The sequence below is a fragment of the Vibrio penaeicida genome (assembly GCF_019977755.1).
GTDB lineage: Bacteria > Pseudomonadota > Gammaproteobacteria > Enterobacterales > Vibrionaceae > Vibrio > Vibrio penaeicida.
In genome coordinates, this window is record NZ_AP025144.1 from 2,502,382 (window position 1) to 2,520,462 (window position 18,081).

Annotated in this window: 15 protein-coding genes; 5 read left to right on the forward strand and 10 right to left on the reverse strand. The window is 44.3% G+C overall.

Translation table 11 applies throughout. The annotated features are described in order from the left end of the window. Nucleotides 1-130: 130 nt before the first annotated feature. Together LDO37_RS11150 and LDO37_RS11155 are read right to left on the reverse strand one after the other, a co-directional pair. Nucleotides 131-1,474, reverse strand: a complete 1,344-nt coding sequence (locus LDO37_RS11150; protein WP_126608158.1) for a hypothetical protein — start codon at nucleotides 1,472-1,474, stop codon at nucleotides 131-133. A 24-nt stretch (nucleotides 1,475-1,498) separates the two neighbouring features. Then, nucleotides 1,499-1,801, reverse strand: coding sequence for a hypothetical protein (locus tag LDO37_RS11155; RefSeq protein ID WP_104400732.1), 303 nt, complete (start codon nucleotides 1,799-1,801; stop codon nucleotides 1,499-1,501). Nucleotides 1,802-2,199: 398 nt separating this feature from the next. On the opposite strand from LDO37_RS11155, the gene LDO37_RS11160 reads away from it, so the two are divergent. Then, complete coding sequence (locus tag LDO37_RS11160) at nucleotides 2,200-3,237, forward strand: glycosyltransferase family 2 protein (protein ID WP_224055199.1); 1,038 nt, start codon at nucleotides 2,200-2,202, stop codon at nucleotides 3,235-3,237. Between the two features lie 3 nt (nucleotides 3,238-3,240). After that, nucleotides 3,241-4,011: a ChbG/HpnK family deacetylase gene (locus tag LDO37_RS11165; protein WP_126608156.1), complete on the forward strand. Its 771-nt coding sequence runs from the start codon at nucleotides 3,241-3,243 to the stop codon at nucleotides 4,009-4,011. Nucleotides 4,012-4,058: 47 nt separating this feature from the next. Here LDO37_RS11165 and kdsB read toward each other — a convergent pair whose 3' ends face one another. Genes kdsB through LDO37_RS11190 form a run of 5 tightly spaced genes read right to left on the reverse strand, consistent with a single transcriptional unit; the run spans nucleotide 4,059 to nucleotide 10,020 of the window. Further along, on the reverse strand, nucleotides 4,059-4,808 hold the full coding sequence (gene kdsB, locus LDO37_RS11170; protein WP_126608155.1) for a 3-deoxy-manno-octulosonate cytidylyltransferase: 750 nt from the start codon (nucleotides 4,806-4,808) through the stop codon (nucleotides 4,059-4,061). Next, entirely contained in the window at nucleotides 4,809-4,988 is a 180-nt protein-coding gene (locus tag LDO37_RS11175; RefSeq protein WP_126608154.1) for a Trm112 family protein, read from the reverse strand. Continuing rightward, nucleotides 4,969-5,976 (reverse strand): tetraacyldisaccharide 4'-kinase, encoded by a 1,008-nt coding sequence (gene lpxK, locus LDO37_RS11180; protein WP_126608153.1) that lies wholly within the window; start codon nucleotides 5,974-5,976, stop codon nucleotides 4,969-4,971. The genes LDO37_RS11175 and lpxK overlap by 20 nt, the downstream gene beginning before the upstream one ends. Continuing rightward, nucleotides 5,976-7,730, reverse strand: coding sequence for a lipid A ABC transporter ATP-binding protein/permease MsbA (msbA, locus tag LDO37_RS11185; RefSeq protein WP_126608152.1), 1,755 nt, complete (start codon nucleotides 7,728-7,730; stop codon nucleotides 5,976-5,978). Before msbA ends, lpxK begins: the two co-directional genes overlap by 1 nt. Nucleotides 7,731-7,758: 28 nt before the next feature. After that, the gene (locus LDO37_RS11190) at nucleotides 7,759-10,020 is read right to left on the reverse strand and encodes a DNA internalization-related competence protein ComEC/Rec2 (RefSeq protein ID WP_126608151.1); all 2,262 of its coding nucleotides are present in this window, start codon (nucleotides 10,018-10,020) and stop codon (nucleotides 7,759-7,761) included. 5 nt (nucleotides 10,021-10,025) lie between these two features. Between LDO37_RS11190 and LDO37_RS11195 the strand changes: the two genes are divergently transcribed. Continuing rightward, nucleotides 10,026-10,541: a DUF2062 domain-containing protein gene (locus LDO37_RS11195; protein WP_101114947.1), complete on the forward strand. Its 516-nt coding sequence runs from the start codon at nucleotides 10,026-10,028 to the stop codon at nucleotides 10,539-10,541. A gap of 160 nt (nucleotides 10,542-10,701) precedes the next feature. Here LDO37_RS11195 and lolE read toward each other — a convergent pair whose 3' ends face one another. Genes lolE through lolC form a run of 3 tightly spaced genes read right to left on the reverse strand, consistent with a single transcriptional unit; the run spans nucleotide 10,702 to nucleotide 13,855 of the window. Next, complete coding sequence (lolE, locus tag LDO37_RS11200; protein ID WP_126608150.1) at nucleotides 10,702-11,943, reverse strand: lipoprotein-releasing ABC transporter permease subunit LolE; 1,242 nt, start codon at nucleotides 11,941-11,943, stop codon at nucleotides 10,702-10,704. Between the two features lie 12 nt (nucleotides 11,944-11,955). After that, nucleotides 11,956-12,654, reverse strand: coding sequence for a lipoprotein-releasing ABC transporter ATP-binding protein LolD (lolD, locus tag LDO37_RS11205; RefSeq protein WP_126608149.1), 699 nt, complete (start codon nucleotides 12,652-12,654; stop codon nucleotides 11,956-11,958). Then, on the reverse strand, nucleotides 12,647-13,855 hold the full coding sequence (lolC, locus tag LDO37_RS11210; RefSeq protein WP_126608148.1) for a lipoprotein-releasing ABC transporter permease subunit LolC: 1,209 nt from the start codon (nucleotides 13,853-13,855) through the stop codon (nucleotides 12,647-12,649). Before lolC ends, lolD begins: the two co-directional genes overlap by 8 nt. 177 nt (nucleotides 13,856-14,032) lie before the next feature. Here lolC and LDO37_RS11215 point away from each other — a divergent pair, with 177 nt between their 5' ends. Both LDO37_RS11215 and mfd read left to right on the forward strand, forming a co-directional pair. Then, entirely contained in the window at nucleotides 14,033-14,602 is a 570-nt protein-coding gene (locus LDO37_RS11215; protein WP_101115120.1) for a PilZ domain-containing protein, read from the forward strand. Between the two features lie 5 nt (nucleotides 14,603-14,607). Beyond that, a complete protein-coding gene (gene mfd, locus LDO37_RS11220) occupies nucleotides 14,608-18,066 on the forward strand; it encodes a transcription-repair coupling factor (RefSeq protein WP_126608147.1) in 3,459 nt (1,152 codons plus the stop codon). The last annotated feature ends 15 nt before the right edge of the window (nucleotides 18,067-18,081 follow it).

Here is an 18,081-nt window from a genome sequence, read left to right on the forward strand (position 1 = left end):
GGTCGTGTAAGCATCGTAATTTCTATTTACTTTGAATATTATCTCTTTCACCCATAAGTTATTAATATAAAAAGCCAGCAACCTTTCGTTGCTGGCTTACAAATTTCACTTTTCAGTTCAAATTTTTGAACTATTTAATGCTTTCCCAAGCTTTTGAGTCCACATCATTTTGCTTGTAAGCAACGTCTGACAAAACCAGATCATTGATCGCTCTTAAGATTTTCTTTTCTTCTTCATCCGTAATATTTGATTCAGTATGTACTATGTGATTGTTTGAATCGGAAGAGTCTGTAATCGTAAAGGAACCAAAATCTGGTGAGATAACAAACGATGTTGGGTTGTAAAGACCGCTGCCATTAAGGATATCGTTCAGCCCGAACTGACCAATTAGGTTCATTAGTTTTATGCCGTTTATATCGGTTGGGCTTATTGAAGCATTTCGACCCACTACGATCCCATTCTCAGTATCAAATAAGTCTATTGTGGATCCTGACGCACGGTACTCGACCAGATGAACCTTGTCTGTTTCACTAATAAAGCCAGGGGCAAGCTTTCCAGCGTTTTCAATTGCAGTGCCAGCTGAATATTCAAGCACACCATCAACAGTGCGTTTTGCCTCTATTTTAAATGACTCACTGTCCGAGCCACACTGCTTACAAGATACATTACTCGTAAATTCGTTGATCGAACCGTTTACCTCGTCACTCACACGGTATCTTCTAAAAATGCCATCATCCGGAACCCCTTCCGAGTTAGACTGATAGAAAGTAAACGTTTCGTAATTGGCTTTAAAGCCAGACTCTTCGTGGATACTGTTTTCAAAGATATAAACCAGCTCACCCTGTGAGTTACCCACCTCAGGCGAATAAGCAATGATGTTACTTGGCAAAGATTTGTAATCCGCTTCAGAGCCTGATTTCTTAAGATTGCCTACCCAGGAACTTGCTTGCCCACAATCGTCCCCAGATACAGGAGCGTGGATAACATCAACAATAACAGAGTCAAAGTCGTACTTGGCAGAAGCCCCATACTTAGACACGATGTCGTCTATCCCAGGCCAGTGTTTTGCTTCAATTCCTTGCGCTGAACAAAAGGTCAGTGTTTCGTTTACGATCCTCTTGGTCTCTTCGTTATCTGCAAGGTAATCAATAACCAATCCAACCTCATTAAACGCATCGGCTAGGTCCTGACGTTGCTCATCAGTGTATTTTGTCTCTTTATAAGCGACTTCTAGCTGTTTTTTCAGTTCGATTGGGGTAGCTTTGTGGCTATTGACACTCAAAACATCCATGTACAGTGCTGCAGAAGAGAAAAATGAGGCCTGAAGCTTCGCCATGATCATCTCATCAATGCTCTCTTCCATCGCAGTATTGACTTTGTAAGCCCCAGCATATAAATCAGTTGCACTTGCTTGGTAAGCCGTCATTCCGCAGGCTACTAAAGCGGAAACCATTAGCGTATTCTTAATTTTCATAGTCATCTTCCTTATCGCAGCTTACTACTTAGACTGTTGTTTCTTTTTCACAGCACTGAACTTGCTGGGTACTGATATCGATAGACTTGTCTTTCCTACCGGTAAATTGATAACGGATTCAATCGCATCAGAGCCGAGAGTTTTACCGTCCGATTTAAGCAATGAAAGTTTTTGTTCTAGATCCGAGTTTTTAGGAGCAATTGTCGATACTTTTGGCGCAGTGGTTTTAGGGGCTACACTCTTCGTTGTTTCGTTTTTAGCGCTAAAACAACCTGCAAGTAGAAAAACTGAGATTATTGGGACTATTGTCGCTAGATTTCGTTTCATACCTTTCTCCTCATGAGCACTTCACATATGAGCTATATGAAAAACAAAAACCTGACTCTATTGATGTCTTGGCTGCTTATCATTTCTCGTCTTGAAATCAATCTAATCGATTGCGTTCGCCAATTACATTGATGAGATTAAACAAATCAGGTCAAATAGTTAGGCGTAAGGATTTTCAAGGTGTTCAAGGCTATAGAAACTTCCAGTTCCATAATTGTTATCTTTGTTAAATTGAGCTTTATAGGAATAATTTTTCTCGCGAACAGACTCGATAAGCTGGAAGCAATACGAAATATCAAGTTGTGTTTATTTATTACTAAGGTCAAACCTGTTTATAATGGCGCGTTGTTGTCCTTTAGGTTAATTGCCGAAGGTAAATCCAGATTGGTGATAAAAATATGAGCGCTTCAAACGCCCCTCGCACAGAAAGCCAAAATCGTCGTGATCTTCCTAATATGATCACATGTTTATTGCCTGCTTATAATGAAGCAGAGAATCTTCCGCATGTCGTGCCAGAAACATACAATTACTTGAAGCAGTTTTGCCAAGAAGTTGAAATTCTTATTGTTGACGATGGCAGTGCAGATAACACAGTAAGCGTCGCTCAAGAGCTTGCGAATAGTTACCCTATTTCTGTCGTGAAGTTATCCAGAAATTTTGGTAAAGAAATTGCTCTTAGCGCCGGTTTGGACAATGCCCGTGGGGACGTAGTCGTTATCATGGATTCGGATGGTCAACACCCGTTACCTGTCATCGAACAGTTCATTGAGCACTGGCGTGAAGGTTTCGACATGGTTTACGGGGTTAGAGCAAATAGAGACGACGAATCTTTTGCGAAAAGAGCGTTCACTAAAGTCTATTACGGGCTTTTAAACCGAATCTCAGATGTGGATATACACCCAGACGCGGGTGACTTCAGACTGTTAAGCCGAAACGTTGTTAATGCGTTGGTTTCATTACCTGAACGGACCCGCATGATGAAAGGTCTGTACGCGTGGGTTGGTTTTAAGAGTAAAGCTGTGTCGTTTGATGTTGAAGAGCGATTAAGCGGAACCAGCACCTTTCGTTTCAGAGATCTTACTTCCCTAGCGATAACCGGACTAACGTCATTCAGTAGCATCCCTCTAAAAATATGGATGGTGGTTGGTGCGATGATATCTGCCATGTCGTTTGGATATGGAATGTTAGTACTGCTTCGCACCCTTTTCTTTGGGACAGATGTTCCTGGCTGGCCATCTCTGATTGTTTCTATTTTCTTCTTAGGAGGCATTCAATTACTGTCTATCGGGATCATGGGTGACTACCTAGCCCGAGTGTTCTCAGAAGTTAAAAAGCGCCCTCTTTATATTGTTGAAGAATACCAAAAAAGCGTAGATAAAGGCGCAGATGGACATGATGCAGCTGATACGTTTCAAGACGAAAAAGTAGAAAAATAATTAATGAAAAGCATCATAGTTTGCGCAGACGATTATGGCATGTCTCAGGAAGTTGACGACGCCATTCTAGAGTTAATTGAGAAAAAACGTATTTCCGCCACCAGCTGCATGACATTAATGCCGAATTGGAAATCGTCTGCGAATCGATTGAAAGAACTTGAAGGACAGGCGGCTTTCGGCTTGCATTTCGATTTGGGTCACGTTGCAAGCTTAGGCAAATTAATGCTGAGTGCAGTACTGCGCACGTTGGATAAGTCAGCCATTGAAACAACACTTAATCAGCAACTGGATAACTTTGAAAACGAAATGAGCAGAGCACCAGACTACATTGATGGTCACCAGCACGTTCACGCATTTCCAGTCATCCGTGACGTTTTAGCCTCCGTCGTTAACCAACGCTACGCAGTTGAGACTCCATGGATTAGAAGACCATCAGTGCCGCTAACAGGACACGACTCCGCTTTAAAAGCCGTTGTGATACAAGGATTGAATTTGGGTTTTGATTCAGTCATAGGTAAACACACCGATGCGCAAACCAATTCCAGTTTTGCTGGCTTGTATTCCATTAGCGAAACGGCAAACTTTCCCGAGCTAATGGAAGGTTGGGTCAACAATCTCGATAATCACGGATTAATTATGTGTCACCCAGCCGTAGAAGGGGCAAACGTGGAGCACAGTTTAGCGAGGATTAAGGAATATGATTACCTTCGAAGTGATCGTTACATCTCGTACCTTGAAGCAAATAATGTAACGCTCGTTACTCACCCAGAATAAAAAATAGCAGCGATTTAGCTGCTATTTTTTTAAAACGCTAAAGTAGTCTAACGAGATAGTAGTTTTCTAACCACTTCTAAGTCTTCTGGAGTATCAACCCCTGCTGCGGGTGTTTCTTTGGCAACTTCTACGTGGATCTTCTCACCGTACCAAAGCACTCTCAATTGCTCTAAATATTCGATTCGCTCTAGCGCGCTCGGTTCCCAGTTTATGTAGGTTTTTATGAAACCCGCTCTATATGCGTAGATGCCAATATGACGTTGTACTGGCTGGCTAATAGACGGCTTGGGTTTCGAAAAGTCATCTCTGTCCCAAGGAATTGAAGCGCGGCTAAAATACAGTGCGTACCCTTTTTCATCCGTAACTACTTTAACAACATTAGGGTTAAACACTTCATGTTCGTCTTCAATTTCTACTGAAAGCGTTGCCATAGGTGCATTGCTTTGCTGAAGGTTTCGCGCCACTTGCGAAATGATAGCTGGGGGAATCAAAGGCTCATCGCCTTGCACATTAACGATAATGTGTTCAGGCGGAATATTCATTAAATCAACCACTTCAGCCAAGCGCTCAGTACCCGACTCATGTTTGTCCGATGTCATGCACACCGTCGCACCAAACCCTTCAGCCGCTTGTTGAACGCGATTGTCATCGGTAGCAATAATGACGTTTTCAGCACCAGCTTGAATAGCTTGCAGGTAAACCCATTCAATCATAGGTTTACCCGCTATATCTGCAAGAGGTTTACCTGGTAATCTCGTCGATTGGTATCGAGCAGGAATGACAACTGTAAATGCCATTTACTTGCCCTCATCCATTGAAATAGTGCGAGCTTCCGGCTCAAGCAGAACAGGAATGCCTTCTTTAATTGGGTAAGCAAGGCGGTCGATTTTACAGATAAGTTCTTGCTTATCTTTATCAAAAGTCAGTTTACCTTTGCATACAGGGCACGCCACAATCTCAAGCAGTCGATGATCCATATTCTTTCATTACCTCATTTATTCTTTGTAATATCTTATCAGTATCTTGTGCAGGTAGGGTTGCAGAGACCGGTAGATACCACCAGTTATCCTTTGCAAAAGGCAAACATTTGACAGCATCTTTTTCTGTCATAATAAGCGGCTTACCTGCCAATTCAATGGCACTAATCTGTTGTTCTGTCATTGCCTGATGATCAGCAAAACCATGTTCCGCTAAAACATTCAATCCCATACTCTTCAAGGTTTCGAAAAAGCGAGGAGGATGACCAATTCCCGCCATTGCCACTGCACATTCGAGTTCAACAGCACTTTTCTGTTCATTCGTTACCAAGTTGATGGCTTTAGAAGGCTCTAGAATCATTGGAAATTCGTTTGCACGAGCACTGCCACCGTTGGTGATAACAAAGTCCACTTCATCTATCCGTGAAACAGGCTCACGTAGTGGTCCCATAGGGATAAGCTTCTCATTTCCCATACGCCTAACACCATCGACAACAACAATTTCAATGTCTCTGTTTAATGCGTAGTGCTGCAAACCATCGTCAGTGACAACAATATCGACCCCTGAATCCAAGAGCGCTTTTACAGCATTGCTTCGGTTCGGATCGACGACAACAGGGGCATTTGTACGACGATGAATTAAAAGAGGCTCATCGCCACAATGGTCTGGGCTAGAATCCAGCGTTACCAAAAACGGATAACTTGGCGCTTTAGCTCCATAGCCCCGTGATACCACCCCTGGCTTAAGCCCTTTAGCCTGTAGCATTTCCACAAGCCATACCACGACAGGTGTCTTGCCATTCCCACCCGCGGTAATGTTACCAACGACGACGACAGGAATGGGGGCGTGGTAACGTGCTTTTTTTTGGCTCAAGAAATCTTGTTTACGCTTTGTACTGACAAAACCAAACAACAGGCTGAGCGGCCATAATATGGGCCAAAGCAAAAAGCTCAGCCAATGTCGCTCAAACCAGATCTTCTCTACCATTAATTTGACTCACTAAATTGAATGTAGTAAAGCGACGCATAAGCTCCGTCTTCCGACATCAATGCATCGTGCTGACCACGCTCTATCACTTTCCCATCTTCAATAACTAATATCTCATCGGCATTTTCAATGGTAGACAAACGGTGTGCAATCACCAAGACTGTCTTATCTTTTTGCAACACATCCAACGCAGCTTGAATTGCGCGTTCAGATTCAGTATCCAAAGCAGACGTGGCTTCATCAAGAATCAAAACTGGAGCATCACGCAGCAATGCACGTGCAATGGCGAGCCTTTGCCTCTGCCCACCAGATAGAGTCGTTCCATTCTCACCGATAACCGTGTCGTACCCGTTATCTAGTGCCTCGATAAACTCATGCGCATACGCGAGCTTGGCCGCTTCAATGATTTGTTCTTTTGTAAACTTATCTTCCGCAGCATAAGCAATGTTGTTTGCTACCGTGTCGTTAAACAAGTGAACGTGCTGAGACACGATACCAAAATGGGTGCGAAGATTCTGTAAGTCATAATCTCGTACATCATGTCCATCTAGAGAAATTGAACCTGAATCTAAATTGTAGAATCGCGTAAATAGGCTCGCTATCGTACTTTTTCCGGAACCTGAGCGGCCAACCAATGCCACTGTTTTCCCCGACGGTATATTGAAGCTGACATCTTTTAACGCGGGAGTATCTTTTGTTGGATAAGTAAAAGTGGCGTTTCGTACCTCTACATCGCCTTTCACCTTTTCTTTAACTAACTTACCTTCATCATTTTCTGTTGGCATATCCATTAAGCTAAACAACGTTTGGCAAGCCGCCATACCGCGCTGGAAGTCGGACATAACCGAAGTTAATCCACGAAGAGGTCGAAGCATACTTAACATCGCAGAAAAGACGACTGTAAACGTACCCGCGGTCAACTCTGCGCGAATAGAATCAACAGAAGCTAGGAACAACACAGTAACTAACGCAGAAGAGCCGATCATTTGTATTACAGGGCTCGAGAGTTGTGAGACCACGACCATCTTCATATTTTGCTGACGCATCGCATTGCTGACGTGATTGAATCGCTCTTCTTCTACCGGTTGACCACCGCAACTCAATACAACTTTGTGACCGTTCAACATCTGCTCCGAAGAAGAGGTGAGGTTCCCCATTTCAGTCTGCATATTTTTAGAAATTTTGCGGAATCGACGAGACACAACACCAATAGCGATCGCAACAATTGGTCCCACAACCAACAGCACTAAAGAGAGCTGCCAGCTGCTCCATACCATCAAACCGATCAGCCCTAACAAGCTTGCAGTTTCGCGGACGATATTGACCAATGCTTGACTCGTTGCCCCTGCCACTTGCTCCGTATCATAAGTAATGCGAGAAAGTAGTCGACCAGTAGACTCCCTGTCGAAAAAGGAGACTGGCATTTGCATAAAATGATTAAACACCTGCCGGCGAAGCTTCATTACCACATTATTGGAAACCCAGCTCATAAAATACGCTGACACAAACCCACTTCCGCCACGGACGATCATTAACACCAGAATGATGATCGGCATTGTGCGTAAAAACTCAGAGTCCGACTGACCAAAGCCTTCGTCTAGTAAAGGCTTAAGTAAAGAAAGCATGTATGTATCGCTGAGCGCATTAATCACCAATGCAATAATCGCGATGAAAATACCGGCTTTGTATGAGGAAATATAAGGCCATAAGCGCTTAAAGGTTTGAAAGGTCGATTGATCTATTTCTTGCGACATAAGAAAGGTCATTGTCAAAAAATTCCGCTTATTCTACTCCTTTCCTTACTATCTGCCTATACCAGCGAGGGGAATGTTCAGCTCTAGCGGTTTTAATGTCCCATTTGTCCTTGTAAATCAGGATTGATATTTGTCCTTCTTCCCCCGTATCCATCCATTTTATGCCTTTTGATTCGTACACTTTGCGGACTTGCGCCGATGGCAAATTCCATCGATTCCCTTTTGCCAACGAGGCAATTGCAATATCTGGTACAACACGGTCAACAAACAAACTCTTAGACGATGTGCTTGACCCATGGTGAGGAACGATAAGAATATCTGAAGCTAAGTGTTCGCCCTGTTGAGATAATATAAACTCGCTGATGGCATCAATGTCACCCGTTAATAATATCGATGTTTTGCCATCGCTGACCCTAATAACGCATGAATGAGGGTTATATGCTCGACGCGTTAAGCGAGGAGGCCACATCGCCTCAAAACGCAGTCCCTGCCAATACCATTGTTCCCCGCGAATACAAGGCTGATAGCCCTCAAGACTTTGGCTTGCTCTACGCCAATTCGGTTGTATTTCCGATTCAACATAACCTTTCCCACCAGCATGGTCCGCATCTAGATGGCTGAGAACAAAACCATCTAAGTATTTAATTCCTCGATTCTTAAGCACTGGGTGAATCACGCTTTTCGCGTAGCTCCCTCCTTCCCACCCCATGCCAGTGTCATACAAAATACCTTTACCATTCTTCTCAATAAGAACCGCGAGCCCATGACCCACATCCAACATATCCACACGCCATATTGGCTTGGGTTCGTGAGGAAACCGCCATAACATCGTCACAACTAAAAACATCACAGGAATGACAGAGCGAAATTGAAATGACAAAACCAATAAAGTAACCAAGGCACAAACGAAAAAAGCGTAACGAGAGGAAAGAGATAGCCAACCATATTCTCCCCATTCTAAAGACCAAATAATCGGGCTTAGTGACCAGTCCGCAACTTGCCAAAACGGATAAGCAAGATTTGGTGAAGCCGCGGTGAACAACAAAGCAAGGCTAATAAAAGGTAATGTCACCAAGCTTACTAACGGTAAAAAGACAAAGTTGTATATGGGTGAAAGAACGCTGAAGCCTGAAAATACAAAAATCGAAACTGGCGCAAGTGCGATGAGCAACCAAAATTGCATTTCAAGCAAAACACGGGCTTTTTGCCATTTATTACTTTGTTCTGAACGCCTTAGACCGATAAAGATAAAAATCACTGAAACAGCAGAGAACGAGAGCCAGAAGCTGGCTGAAAGTACAGCAAACGGATCCAATAATAAAAGAATCGAACAAACAATCAGTAGCAGACGCCAATTGCTAAAATGAGCACCCGCTAGTTTTACGGTTGTGAGAATAATACACGCGACAAGTGCACGCTGAGTCGGTATAGAGAAACCCGCTAGGCTGGCGTAGATTGAGGCAGCTATTAACCCAGCTACAATCGGTAACCACACTCTCACCGAAGGTTGTGGCAGAACAAGTGCAATAACTCGACCAAAAAACCACCCTAGTCCAAATATCAAACCAATATGCAATCCGGAAATCGCCATCAAATGAAGAAGACCACTGCTTTGTAGGTACCGCCAATCTGAATCCGTTAAACCTCGTCTGTCTCCAAAACTGAGTGCGAGCAGATATGGTGCACTTTTGAAATCGTTCACAAGATTAAAAACACGGCTGTGAAGGCTTTGTCTATACTGAGTGGTGTTGTAAAGAAGTGTCGCTTGCTTAACCACCGCTTTCCCATGCCAACGATTCGCTACGTAATGTTTTTCTTGGTCTCTGCCTGCTTCATTTAACCGACCATAAACCGGTTTGAGAGCGGCGTCTAAGGTTAAAAATTGGCCCAGCAATGGCAGCTCGCCATCAATAGACCAAATAACTCTAACGGTCGGTCGGAGCAAATATGGAATTTTCCTGCCGTTAAGTTGATGCACCACAAAAGACGCTTCATATCCATGACTTATTTGTTTAAAAAAGCTGTCAATCTGCCCAGTTATGGTACTATTCTGACCTTCAGAAAAAAGCAAACGTTGCTGGTGTTGAAATAGGCTGGAATGGACGACTACCACTATTAAACCGAGTAACATGCCTTTCAGGCAATCAGTATAAGGTCTATTCCAAACGAGCAAGCATAGGATAATTGCAGGAAAGACCCAGTAAACACTCGGCATTATTGTCCAAAGTGCGGACGAAGCAATCAATGTCGTGAAAGAAGTTAGTGTCCAGTTAGATAAGTGAGTTTTCATATCCTATGCCAAAAAAACTAATCCGACGTTTCTTGCCCGATCACGAATTAATCAAACGTCAAAAAGCCCTTAAAATCTTTGGCAACGTTCTATATAACCCAAACTTGTGGTGCCTAAATCGTCGTTCTGCCGCTGGTGCATTTGCCGTTGGTTTGTTTATGGCATTTGTTCCACTCCCTAGCCAGATGATCATGGCAGCCGGTCTTGCAATTGCTTGCGGGGTGAACCTGCCACTTTCTGTCGCTCTCGTTTGGGTCAGCAACCCTATTACCATGCCCGTTTTGTTCTACTTCGCGTATAAAGTAGGCGCAGTCGTTATGTCTGTTCCACCGCAAACCTTTCACTTTGAGCTGTCTTGGGATTTTATTGTTGCTCAAATGTCGACCATCGGTCCCCCGTTTATTCTTGGATGCGCCATCTGCGGTGTGGTCAGTGCCATGGCGGGCTACTTTGGCATACGCGGGATTTGGCGTTACTCCGTTGTCCGTAGCTGGCAAAAACGCGGAGTGCGTGTACGTTAGAAGATTTTTCTAACAATAAGTAACTGGAAGTCTAACGCTCCGAGCCGATATACAGCTAAATGTAATCACGCTGTTTCTCACAATTAGATTTAGTTACTACCATCAAAAAAGGGCTCACATTGAGCCCTTTTAAGTTCGTCACTTTCCAATTCAAATCGGGTTATTTACCACTCAGCACTTTCGCGGGGTTAGTCTGACTGGCTCTAGATGCAGGATAAAGCGTAGCGAATAGACTTAAGATAACTGCGGTGCCAGAAACCAGCGCTACGTCTTGCCAAATAATCTCGGAGGGTAAGAAGTCGATAAAATAGATATCTCCCGACAAAAATTGATGGCCAACGAGACTTTCAAGCCCTTTAATTAAAACGGTCAAATTACTCGAAACGAGCACCCCTAAAGCACTGCCAGCAAGACTTCCCGTTATTCCAGAAAACACTCCTTGCCAAACAAAAGTACGACGAATAAGCCCATCCGTCGCACCCATCGTTTTTAGAATAGCAATTTCTGAAAGCCTGTCTTTTACCGCCATCATCAAAGTAGACACGATGTTGAAACAAGCAACGCTGATCACCAATACCATTACTAGGTACATGATGGTTCTAACCAGTTGTATATCTCGGTACAAGAAGCCAAACTTTTGCTGCCAGCTTTTTAGGTACACCTTTACTTGCAGCGTGTTACCCGCTTCTCGCACAATCATTTGAGCATTAAGGACATCGGTCGTTTTAATGGAAACACCCGTAACACCTTCAGTAATATCAGAGTATTTCTGTGCATCTTCTAAAGGCAGCAATACCAGCCCATGATCGATTTGCCCCCCTAAGGACAGAAGCCCAACGATTTTCAAGCGGACACGCTTTGGAGAGCGCACTTTCAGCGAATTACTCGTTTGAGGAATCAACAAAGTAATGCTCTCACCCAGCGTTACTCCAAGATGGTCGGCAATCCCCTTTCCTAATATCACTTGATTACTGCCGGAGCGAAAATTCTGCCACGCTTCCTCCCCAATGTAGTCAGATAGATTCGACACTCGTGATTCCAATTGAGGGTCGACGCCTCTTATCTCCACTGCCTTTAGTGTTTGCCCTTTCTCCGCTAAACCAGTTAGTCGAATATAGGGGGCAGCCGCGATCACTTTTTCATGCTCTTCTGCTGTTCTCGCGACAGTTTGCCAATCTGAAATAGGGGCATTAAACCCTTCAAACTCACCATGAGGAATAACCGCAAGCACACGGTTTTCAAGTTCGCGTTCAAAACCGTTCATCGCAGATAAACCGATAAGTACAACAGCCACACCGACAGCAATACCAATCGTAGAAGACAAAGAGATAAACGAAACTAATTTGTTCCGTTGTTTAGCACGGCTAAAGCGGCTTCCAATAAGTAAGGAAAGAGAAAACATCTGGTCAGCCTCTTAGTGCGCGACGCGCATTTCATTTTCGTGAACCAGTAGCCCATCTTGCATGTGCAGCTTTCGGTCCATCTTGTCAGCAAGTTCATTGTCATGGGTAACAACAAGAAATGCCGTACCAGACTCTCGATTTAATTCACGCATAAGGTCATAAATAGCCAAAGCCGTAGTATGGTCTAGGTTACCAGTTGGTTCATCGGCAAGTACCAGTGCAGGCTCATTCACTAAAGCTCTGGCGATAGCCACTCTTTGCCGTTCGCCACCAGAAAGTTCCGCAGGTCGGTGCGCCAACCTATGTGCTAACCCTACTTTAGTGAGCAAGCTCTCTGCTTTTGATTTCGCCTGCTTTGGAGATGAACCGCCAATCATAAGAGGCATAGCGACGTTTTCAACTGCGGTAAAATCAGCTAGAAGGTGATGAAATTGATACACAAAACCAATGTGTTGATTACGCAGCTTCGCTTGCTGATTGCCCGATAACTTCTTTAGGCTTTGCTCTTGAAACGAGACTTCTCCCTCAGAAGCATCATCTAGCGCTCCCAAAACATGCAATAAAGTGCTTTTTCCAGACCCCGAAGAACCTACAATAGAGACCAGCTCTCCTGCGTCCAATGCAAAGCTCACCCCTTTCAGAACTTCGGTTTCCACACTCCCTTCGCGATAGGTTTTACAGACAGAATCACAAAGAAGTAATTTACTCATAACGAAGTGCCTCAGCAGGTTTGACGGACGAAGCCCGATAAGAAGGATACAACGTGGCAACAATACTCAATGCCACTGCAAGTATGATGATGGTGAAAACTTGCGAATAATTGATAAGAACGGGCAGTTCACCACCGACGGCAAACAAGCTCAAATTAAACGTTTCTAATACACCGTTTATGTTTGTCGCAAGCGCTATACCTAACAAGCCCCCCACCAAAGAGCCAATAATTCCGCTACTCGCCCCCTGAACAATAAAGACAGTCATTACCTGAAAATTGGATAAACCCTGCGTTTTTAGAATGGCGACTTCAGCTTGCTTCTCCATTACCACCATAATCAACGCAGAAATAATATTAAATGCCGCAACAGCAACAATAAGCCCTAGCATCAGACCCATCATATTTTTTTCCATCTTAACGGCTTGGAATAGCTCACCTCTTTGCTCGCGCCAATCGCTCCATTTCCACCCACTAGGTAATGAGAGCGAGGCATATTCAGACACGATGAACGGATCATCAAAACTCAGTCTCCAACCCGTAATCGTGTCGGAAGAATATCGAAGCAGGCGACCGGCATCATTAATATTCGCAACCATCAACTGTGCATCCACATCGGATCCCGTATTAAATACGCCGGCCACAGTAAAATTTCTTTGGCTAGGAATTCGTCCTAAAGGAGTGAATCGGCTCGCACCTGTCACCATGATCCTCACTTTATCGCCAACCCTCGATTTTAATTGACGAGCCAAGGTATGCCCCAAAAATACTCGGTATTCCCCCTGCTCCAGCTGCTCTAGTTTTCCACCAAGCAAATGTTTTCCTATGGGATCATTTAACGCAGGGTCAATGCCTAACAGCATACCAGCACTTAACTGAACTGGGCTTTGTATAACCGCTTCAGACCGAACAATTGGGGAAGGTTTGGAAGATAATGAATACTGAGACAGAAATTCTGGTGGTGCATCAGTTTTTTCCGCTTTTCCGGAATCCTGACTAATAACTGCATGAGGTAATACCCCCAAGATTCGTCCTTTCAATTGCCCTTCAAATCCATTCATTACGGATGTGACCGTAATTAGCGCCAGAACACCAATCGTTATGCCAGCTGTCGACATAAAAGAAACAAAGCGACTGAAGCGATCTCCTGACCTTCCGCGCAAATAACGCAACCCGATGTAAATTGAAATGGGATGGAACATATTAAGGGAACCTTGATAAATCTCTGGTCGGTAATGTAACGAGAAAGACACTGATTTAGTAGTCTTTACTGAGATTTGCAGAATTAAATTGACGAAAAAACGACATATACGAGGGGTTTTCTTGATTCATACGCCTACATGACGATAATCAAAAGGTTAACAGAAAGGAATTGCCGTATGAGCCAGCAAGAGTATTTTACCGTCCAACATGGACTATCAGTCAACATTGAACCGCTAGAATCCGAGTTCATTTTACCGGATTTAGAGCAGTTTGTTACTGAGATCCCGGCACCTTTCTTGGTCGCAAGCGAATTCAGTTCCCTCGACACCGTAACGGAGAAAGCCATTGGAGAACTCCGCAGTAGCGACCTATCTCATGTCGTTCAATTGCTGGAAACTCAGAACAGCAAGCTGAATTTATTACTCACCTATATGCTTTCTCAACAAAATGACCCTGCATTCAGCCATACCACGACTTCTTTTGGCGCTAGCCAGTTCACGTACTTCTCTAAAAATGCATTACCGTTAGGGCGACAGGTACGAACCAAAATTTTTCTGGAATTTCCAGCAGCAGCCATTTACTGTTACGGCGAAGTCGTGGAGTGTGAAGAGAATGAGCAATCCCATAAAATCACGATATCATTCTCTCTCTTGCGTGAAGAAGATCAGGATTTGCTGATCAAAGCCGCACTTCATCAACAACAAAAACTACTAAGACAACGTTCACTGGAACGTGACCGAAAATAAACGTTATGCCTAATTCAAATCTTCTTTCTCTGGCGTTACCAAGTAACGCGGGAGATAAAAAGCACGTCGGTAACCTTAAAGGTTCGGCACTATCGATCGCGATCGCACAGCTTGCAGAGCAACATCAAGGGCACCTGTTACTTGTTGTCCCAGACCCTCAATTAGCGCTCAAGCTTTCCGCTGAGGTCGAACAATTTTCACAGCGAGATGTCCACCTGTTTCCCGATTGGGAGACATTGCCTTATGATAATTTTTCACCACATCAGGACATCATTTCTGACAGAATCGCGCACCTTTATCAAATGCCAAGTCAAGGCGATGGCATCACTGTCATCCCCGTAAGTACCCTGCTCCAACGTCAGTCTCCTCGTAGTTTCTTACTTCAACACACATTGATGGTGAAGAGTGGAGATAATTATTCTCTGGATGCATTGCGGCTTCAGTTGGAGAAATCTGGTTATAGACATGTGGACCAAGTGTTTGGGCCGGGTGAATACGCAAGCCGTGGCTCAATCATCGATTTGTACCCAACCGGGGCAAGTGACCCTTATCGAATTGATTTTTTCGATGACGAAATAGACAGTATTCGTACATTCGATCCTGAAAATCAACGTTCGATCGACGACATTCAAGAGATTCGACTACTACCTGCTCACGAATTCCCTACCACCGAGCAAGCCATTGAAGACTTTCGTGGGCGTTGGCGCCAGAAATTTGAGGCACGCCGAGAACCCGAATCCATTTACATGCAAATCAGCAAAGGGACATGGCCAGCAGGTATTGAATATTGGCAGCCGCTGTTCTTTGAAGAAACAGAGACGCTGTTCGACTACCTTCCTGACAATACGCTACTTGTTACCGTCGGTGACTTAGACAGCGCAGTGGACACATTTCTAACGGATGTGGATTACCGATTTGATCAACGTAAAGTCGATCCACTTCGTCCTTTGCTTGAGCCTGAAGCTCTGTGGCTTAAAAAAGATGAATTGTACACTCGCTTCAAGTCATTGCCTCAATCACTGCTTAGTATCGAAGCCATTTCAGAAAAAGCAGGTCGTTCAAACGAAAATATATGTGCCCTACCTGAGTTGCACGTTCAGCACCAACACAAAGAACCTATGGCATTGCTTCGCCAGTTCATTGAACAATTCAGCGGTCAAGTTGTGTTTTCGGTTGAATCCGAAGGTAGACGCGAAGCTTTGTTAGAACTGCTGCAACGAATCAAGCTAAAACCCGTCGAGCATAATCATCTTACTCATGCCATCGAGTCTAAAGACAAAACCACATTGATTCTCGGTGCTGCCGAACATGGTTTCATCCATGAATCCGCCAATCTCGCGATAATTTGCGAAAGTGATTTACTCGGCGATCGAGTCATTCAAAGGCGTAAAAAAGATCGCAAAGCGGTCAATTCCGATACCGTTATCCGCCATTTAGCAGAGCTGAAACCGGGTCAGCCCGTCGTTCATTTGGATCACGGTATTGGTCGCTATACTGGGCTTCAAACCCTTGAAGCGGGTGGTATGCAAACGGAATACGTCACACTCGAATATCAAAACGGTGCAAAGCTTTACGTTCCGGTATCTTCACTCAACCTAATCAGCCGATATTCAGGTGGTGCAGAAGACAGTGCACCTCTGCATAAGCTTGGTGGAGAAGCGTGGGCAAAAGCGCGAAGAAAAGCAGCGGAAAAAGTTCGTGATGTCGCTGCTGAACTATTGGATGTATACGCCAAGCGTGAGCTCAAACCTGGCTTCAAATTCAAGCTAGATAGAGAGCAATACGCTACCTTCAAAGCAAGTTTTCCTTTTGAAGAAACCGATGACCAAGCAATGGCTATTAACGCCGTACTGTCTGATATGTGCCAAGCGAAAGCGATGGACAGATTGGTCTGTGGCGACGTAGGTTTCGGAAAAACGGAAGTAGCGATGCGTGCAGCGTTTGTCTCTACCGACAACAGTAAGCAAGTCGCAGTGCTCGTTCCGACAACATTGCTGGCTCAACAGCACTTTGAAAATTTCCGAGACCGCTTTGCTAATCTCCCAATTCGCGTGGAAGTGCTGTCTCGCTTCAAATCAGCGAAAGAACAAAAGCAAATACTTACCGATGTCGAAGAAGGCAAAGTCGATATCATTATTGGCACTCACAAACTCCTACAAAACGACATCAAGTTCCGAGACTTAGGCTTGCTCGTTGTTGATGAAGAGCATCGCTTTGGTGTGCGCCAAAAGGAAAAAGTAAAAGCCATGCGTGCCGATGTGGATATATTAACGCTTACCGCAACGCCTATTCCTAGAACACTGAATATGGCAATGAGTGGTATGCGTGATCTTTCTATCATTGCAACCCCACCCGCGCGCAGACTGGCGATTAAAACGTTTGTTCGCGAGCGAGAAGATAGCGTGACGCGAGAAGCGGTACTGCGTGAAATCATGCGTGGTGGACAGGTTTACTTCCTGCACAATCAGGTTGAAACCATCGATAAAGTTGCGGCTGATCTTGAAAAATTGATTCCAGAGGCTCGAATTACCGTCGCTCATGGTCAAATGAGAGAAAGAGAGCTGGAACGTATCATGAATGATTTCTATCATCAGCGTTTCAACCTTCTCGTCTGTACGACCATCATCGAAACGGGTATCGATGTACCAACGGCAAACACCATAATCATGGATAGAGCAGACAATCTTGGTTTGGCACAGTTGCACCAATTAAGAGGACGCGTTGGTCGTTCACACCATCAAGCCTACGCCTATTTGCTCACACCACATCCAAAAGCCATGACAAAGGATGCCATTAAACGGTTAGACGCAATCGCATCACTTGAAGACTTAGGTGCTGGCTTTACTCTCGCCACGCACGACTTAGAGATTCGTGGTGCTGGTGAACTATTGGGTGATGATCAGAGTGGTCAGATTCAATCCGTTGGCTTTACCCTTTACATGGAAATGCTAGAACAAGCGGTAGAAGCACTAAAAGAAGGGAAAGAGCCGTCTCTGGATGAACTTCTCCGAGATCAAACCGAAGTGGAACTGCGCTTACCTGCACTATTGCCCGATGAATACATCCCTGACATCAACACACGTTTATCGATGTACAAACGCATTGCAAGCGTGAGTACAGAGAATGAATTGGCAGAAATGAAAGTCGAACTCATCGATAGATTTGGCACGCTTCCAGATGCCGCTAAGAACTTACTGGCAATAAGCGAAGTGAAGCTGACAGCTGGCAAAATGCACATCAAGAAAATCGAAGCACATGCTAAAGGTGGATTTATTGAATTTTATCCTACCGCTGACATTAACCCTGCATTTCTTGTTAAATTGCTGCAATCAGCACCGCAAAAATATGGAATGGAAGGTCCAACCAAGCTGAAGTTTGCGATACCATTAACAGATCGCCGTGAAAGAGTGCGTTTTATTAACGACTTACTTCAACAGTTTGCTGAGAATCGCCTGCCAAGTTAAACCGTAATTTGGTAC

Coding starts and splice junctions, on each gene's coding strand:
- LDO37_RS11150 (WP_126608158.1), bottom strand. CDS start 1,474: ATGAAAATTAAGAATACGCTAATGGTTTCCGCTTTAGTAGCCTGCGGA.
- LDO37_RS11155 (WP_104400732.1), bottom strand. CDS start 1,801: ATGAAACGAAATCTAGCGACAATAGTCCCAATAATCTCAGTTTTTCTA.
- LDO37_RS11160 (WP_224055199.1), top strand. CDS start 2,200: ATGAGCGCTTCAAACGCCCCTCGCACAGAAAGCCAAAATCGTCGTGAT.
- LDO37_RS11165 (WP_126608156.1), top strand. CDS start 3,241: ATGAAAAGCATCATAGTTTGCGCAGACGATTATGGCATGTCTCAGGAA.
- kdsB (WP_126608155.1), bottom strand. CDS start 4,808: ATGGCATTTACAGTTGTCATTCCTGCTCGATACCAATCGACGAGATTA.
- LDO37_RS11175 (WP_126608154.1), bottom strand. CDS start 4,988: ATGGATCATCGACTGCTTGAGATTGTGGCGTGCCCTGTATGCAAAGGT.
- lpxK (WP_126608153.1), bottom strand. CDS start 5,976: ATGGTAGAGAAGATCTGGTTTGAGCGACATTGGCTGAGCTTTTTGCTT.
- msbA (WP_126608152.1), bottom strand. CDS start 7,730: ATGTCGCAAGAAATAGATCAATCGACCTTTCAAACCTTTAAGCGCTTA.
- LDO37_RS11190 (WP_126608151.1), bottom strand. CDS start 10,020: ATGAAAACTCACTTATCTAACTGGACACTAACTTCTTTCACGACATTG.
- LDO37_RS11195 (WP_101114947.1), top strand. CDS start 10,026: ATGCCAAAAAAACTAATCCGACGTTTCTTGCCCGATCACGAATTAATC.
- lolE (WP_126608150.1), bottom strand. CDS start 11,943: ATGTTTTCTCTTTCCTTACTTATTGGAAGCCGCTTTAGCCGTGCTAAA.
- lolD (WP_126608149.1), bottom strand. CDS start 12,654: ATGAGTAAATTACTTCTTTGTGATTCTGTCTGTAAAACCTATCGCGAA.
- lolC (WP_126608148.1), bottom strand. CDS start 13,855: ATGTTCCATCCCATTTCAATTTACATCGGGTTGCGTTATTTGCGCGGA.
- LDO37_RS11215 (WP_101115120.1), top strand. CDS start 14,033: ATGAGCCAGCAAGAGTATTTTACCGTCCAACATGGACTATCAGTCAAC.
- mfd (WP_126608147.1), top strand. CDS start 14,608: ATGCCTAATTCAAATCTTCTTTCTCTGGCGTTACCAAGTAACGCGGGA.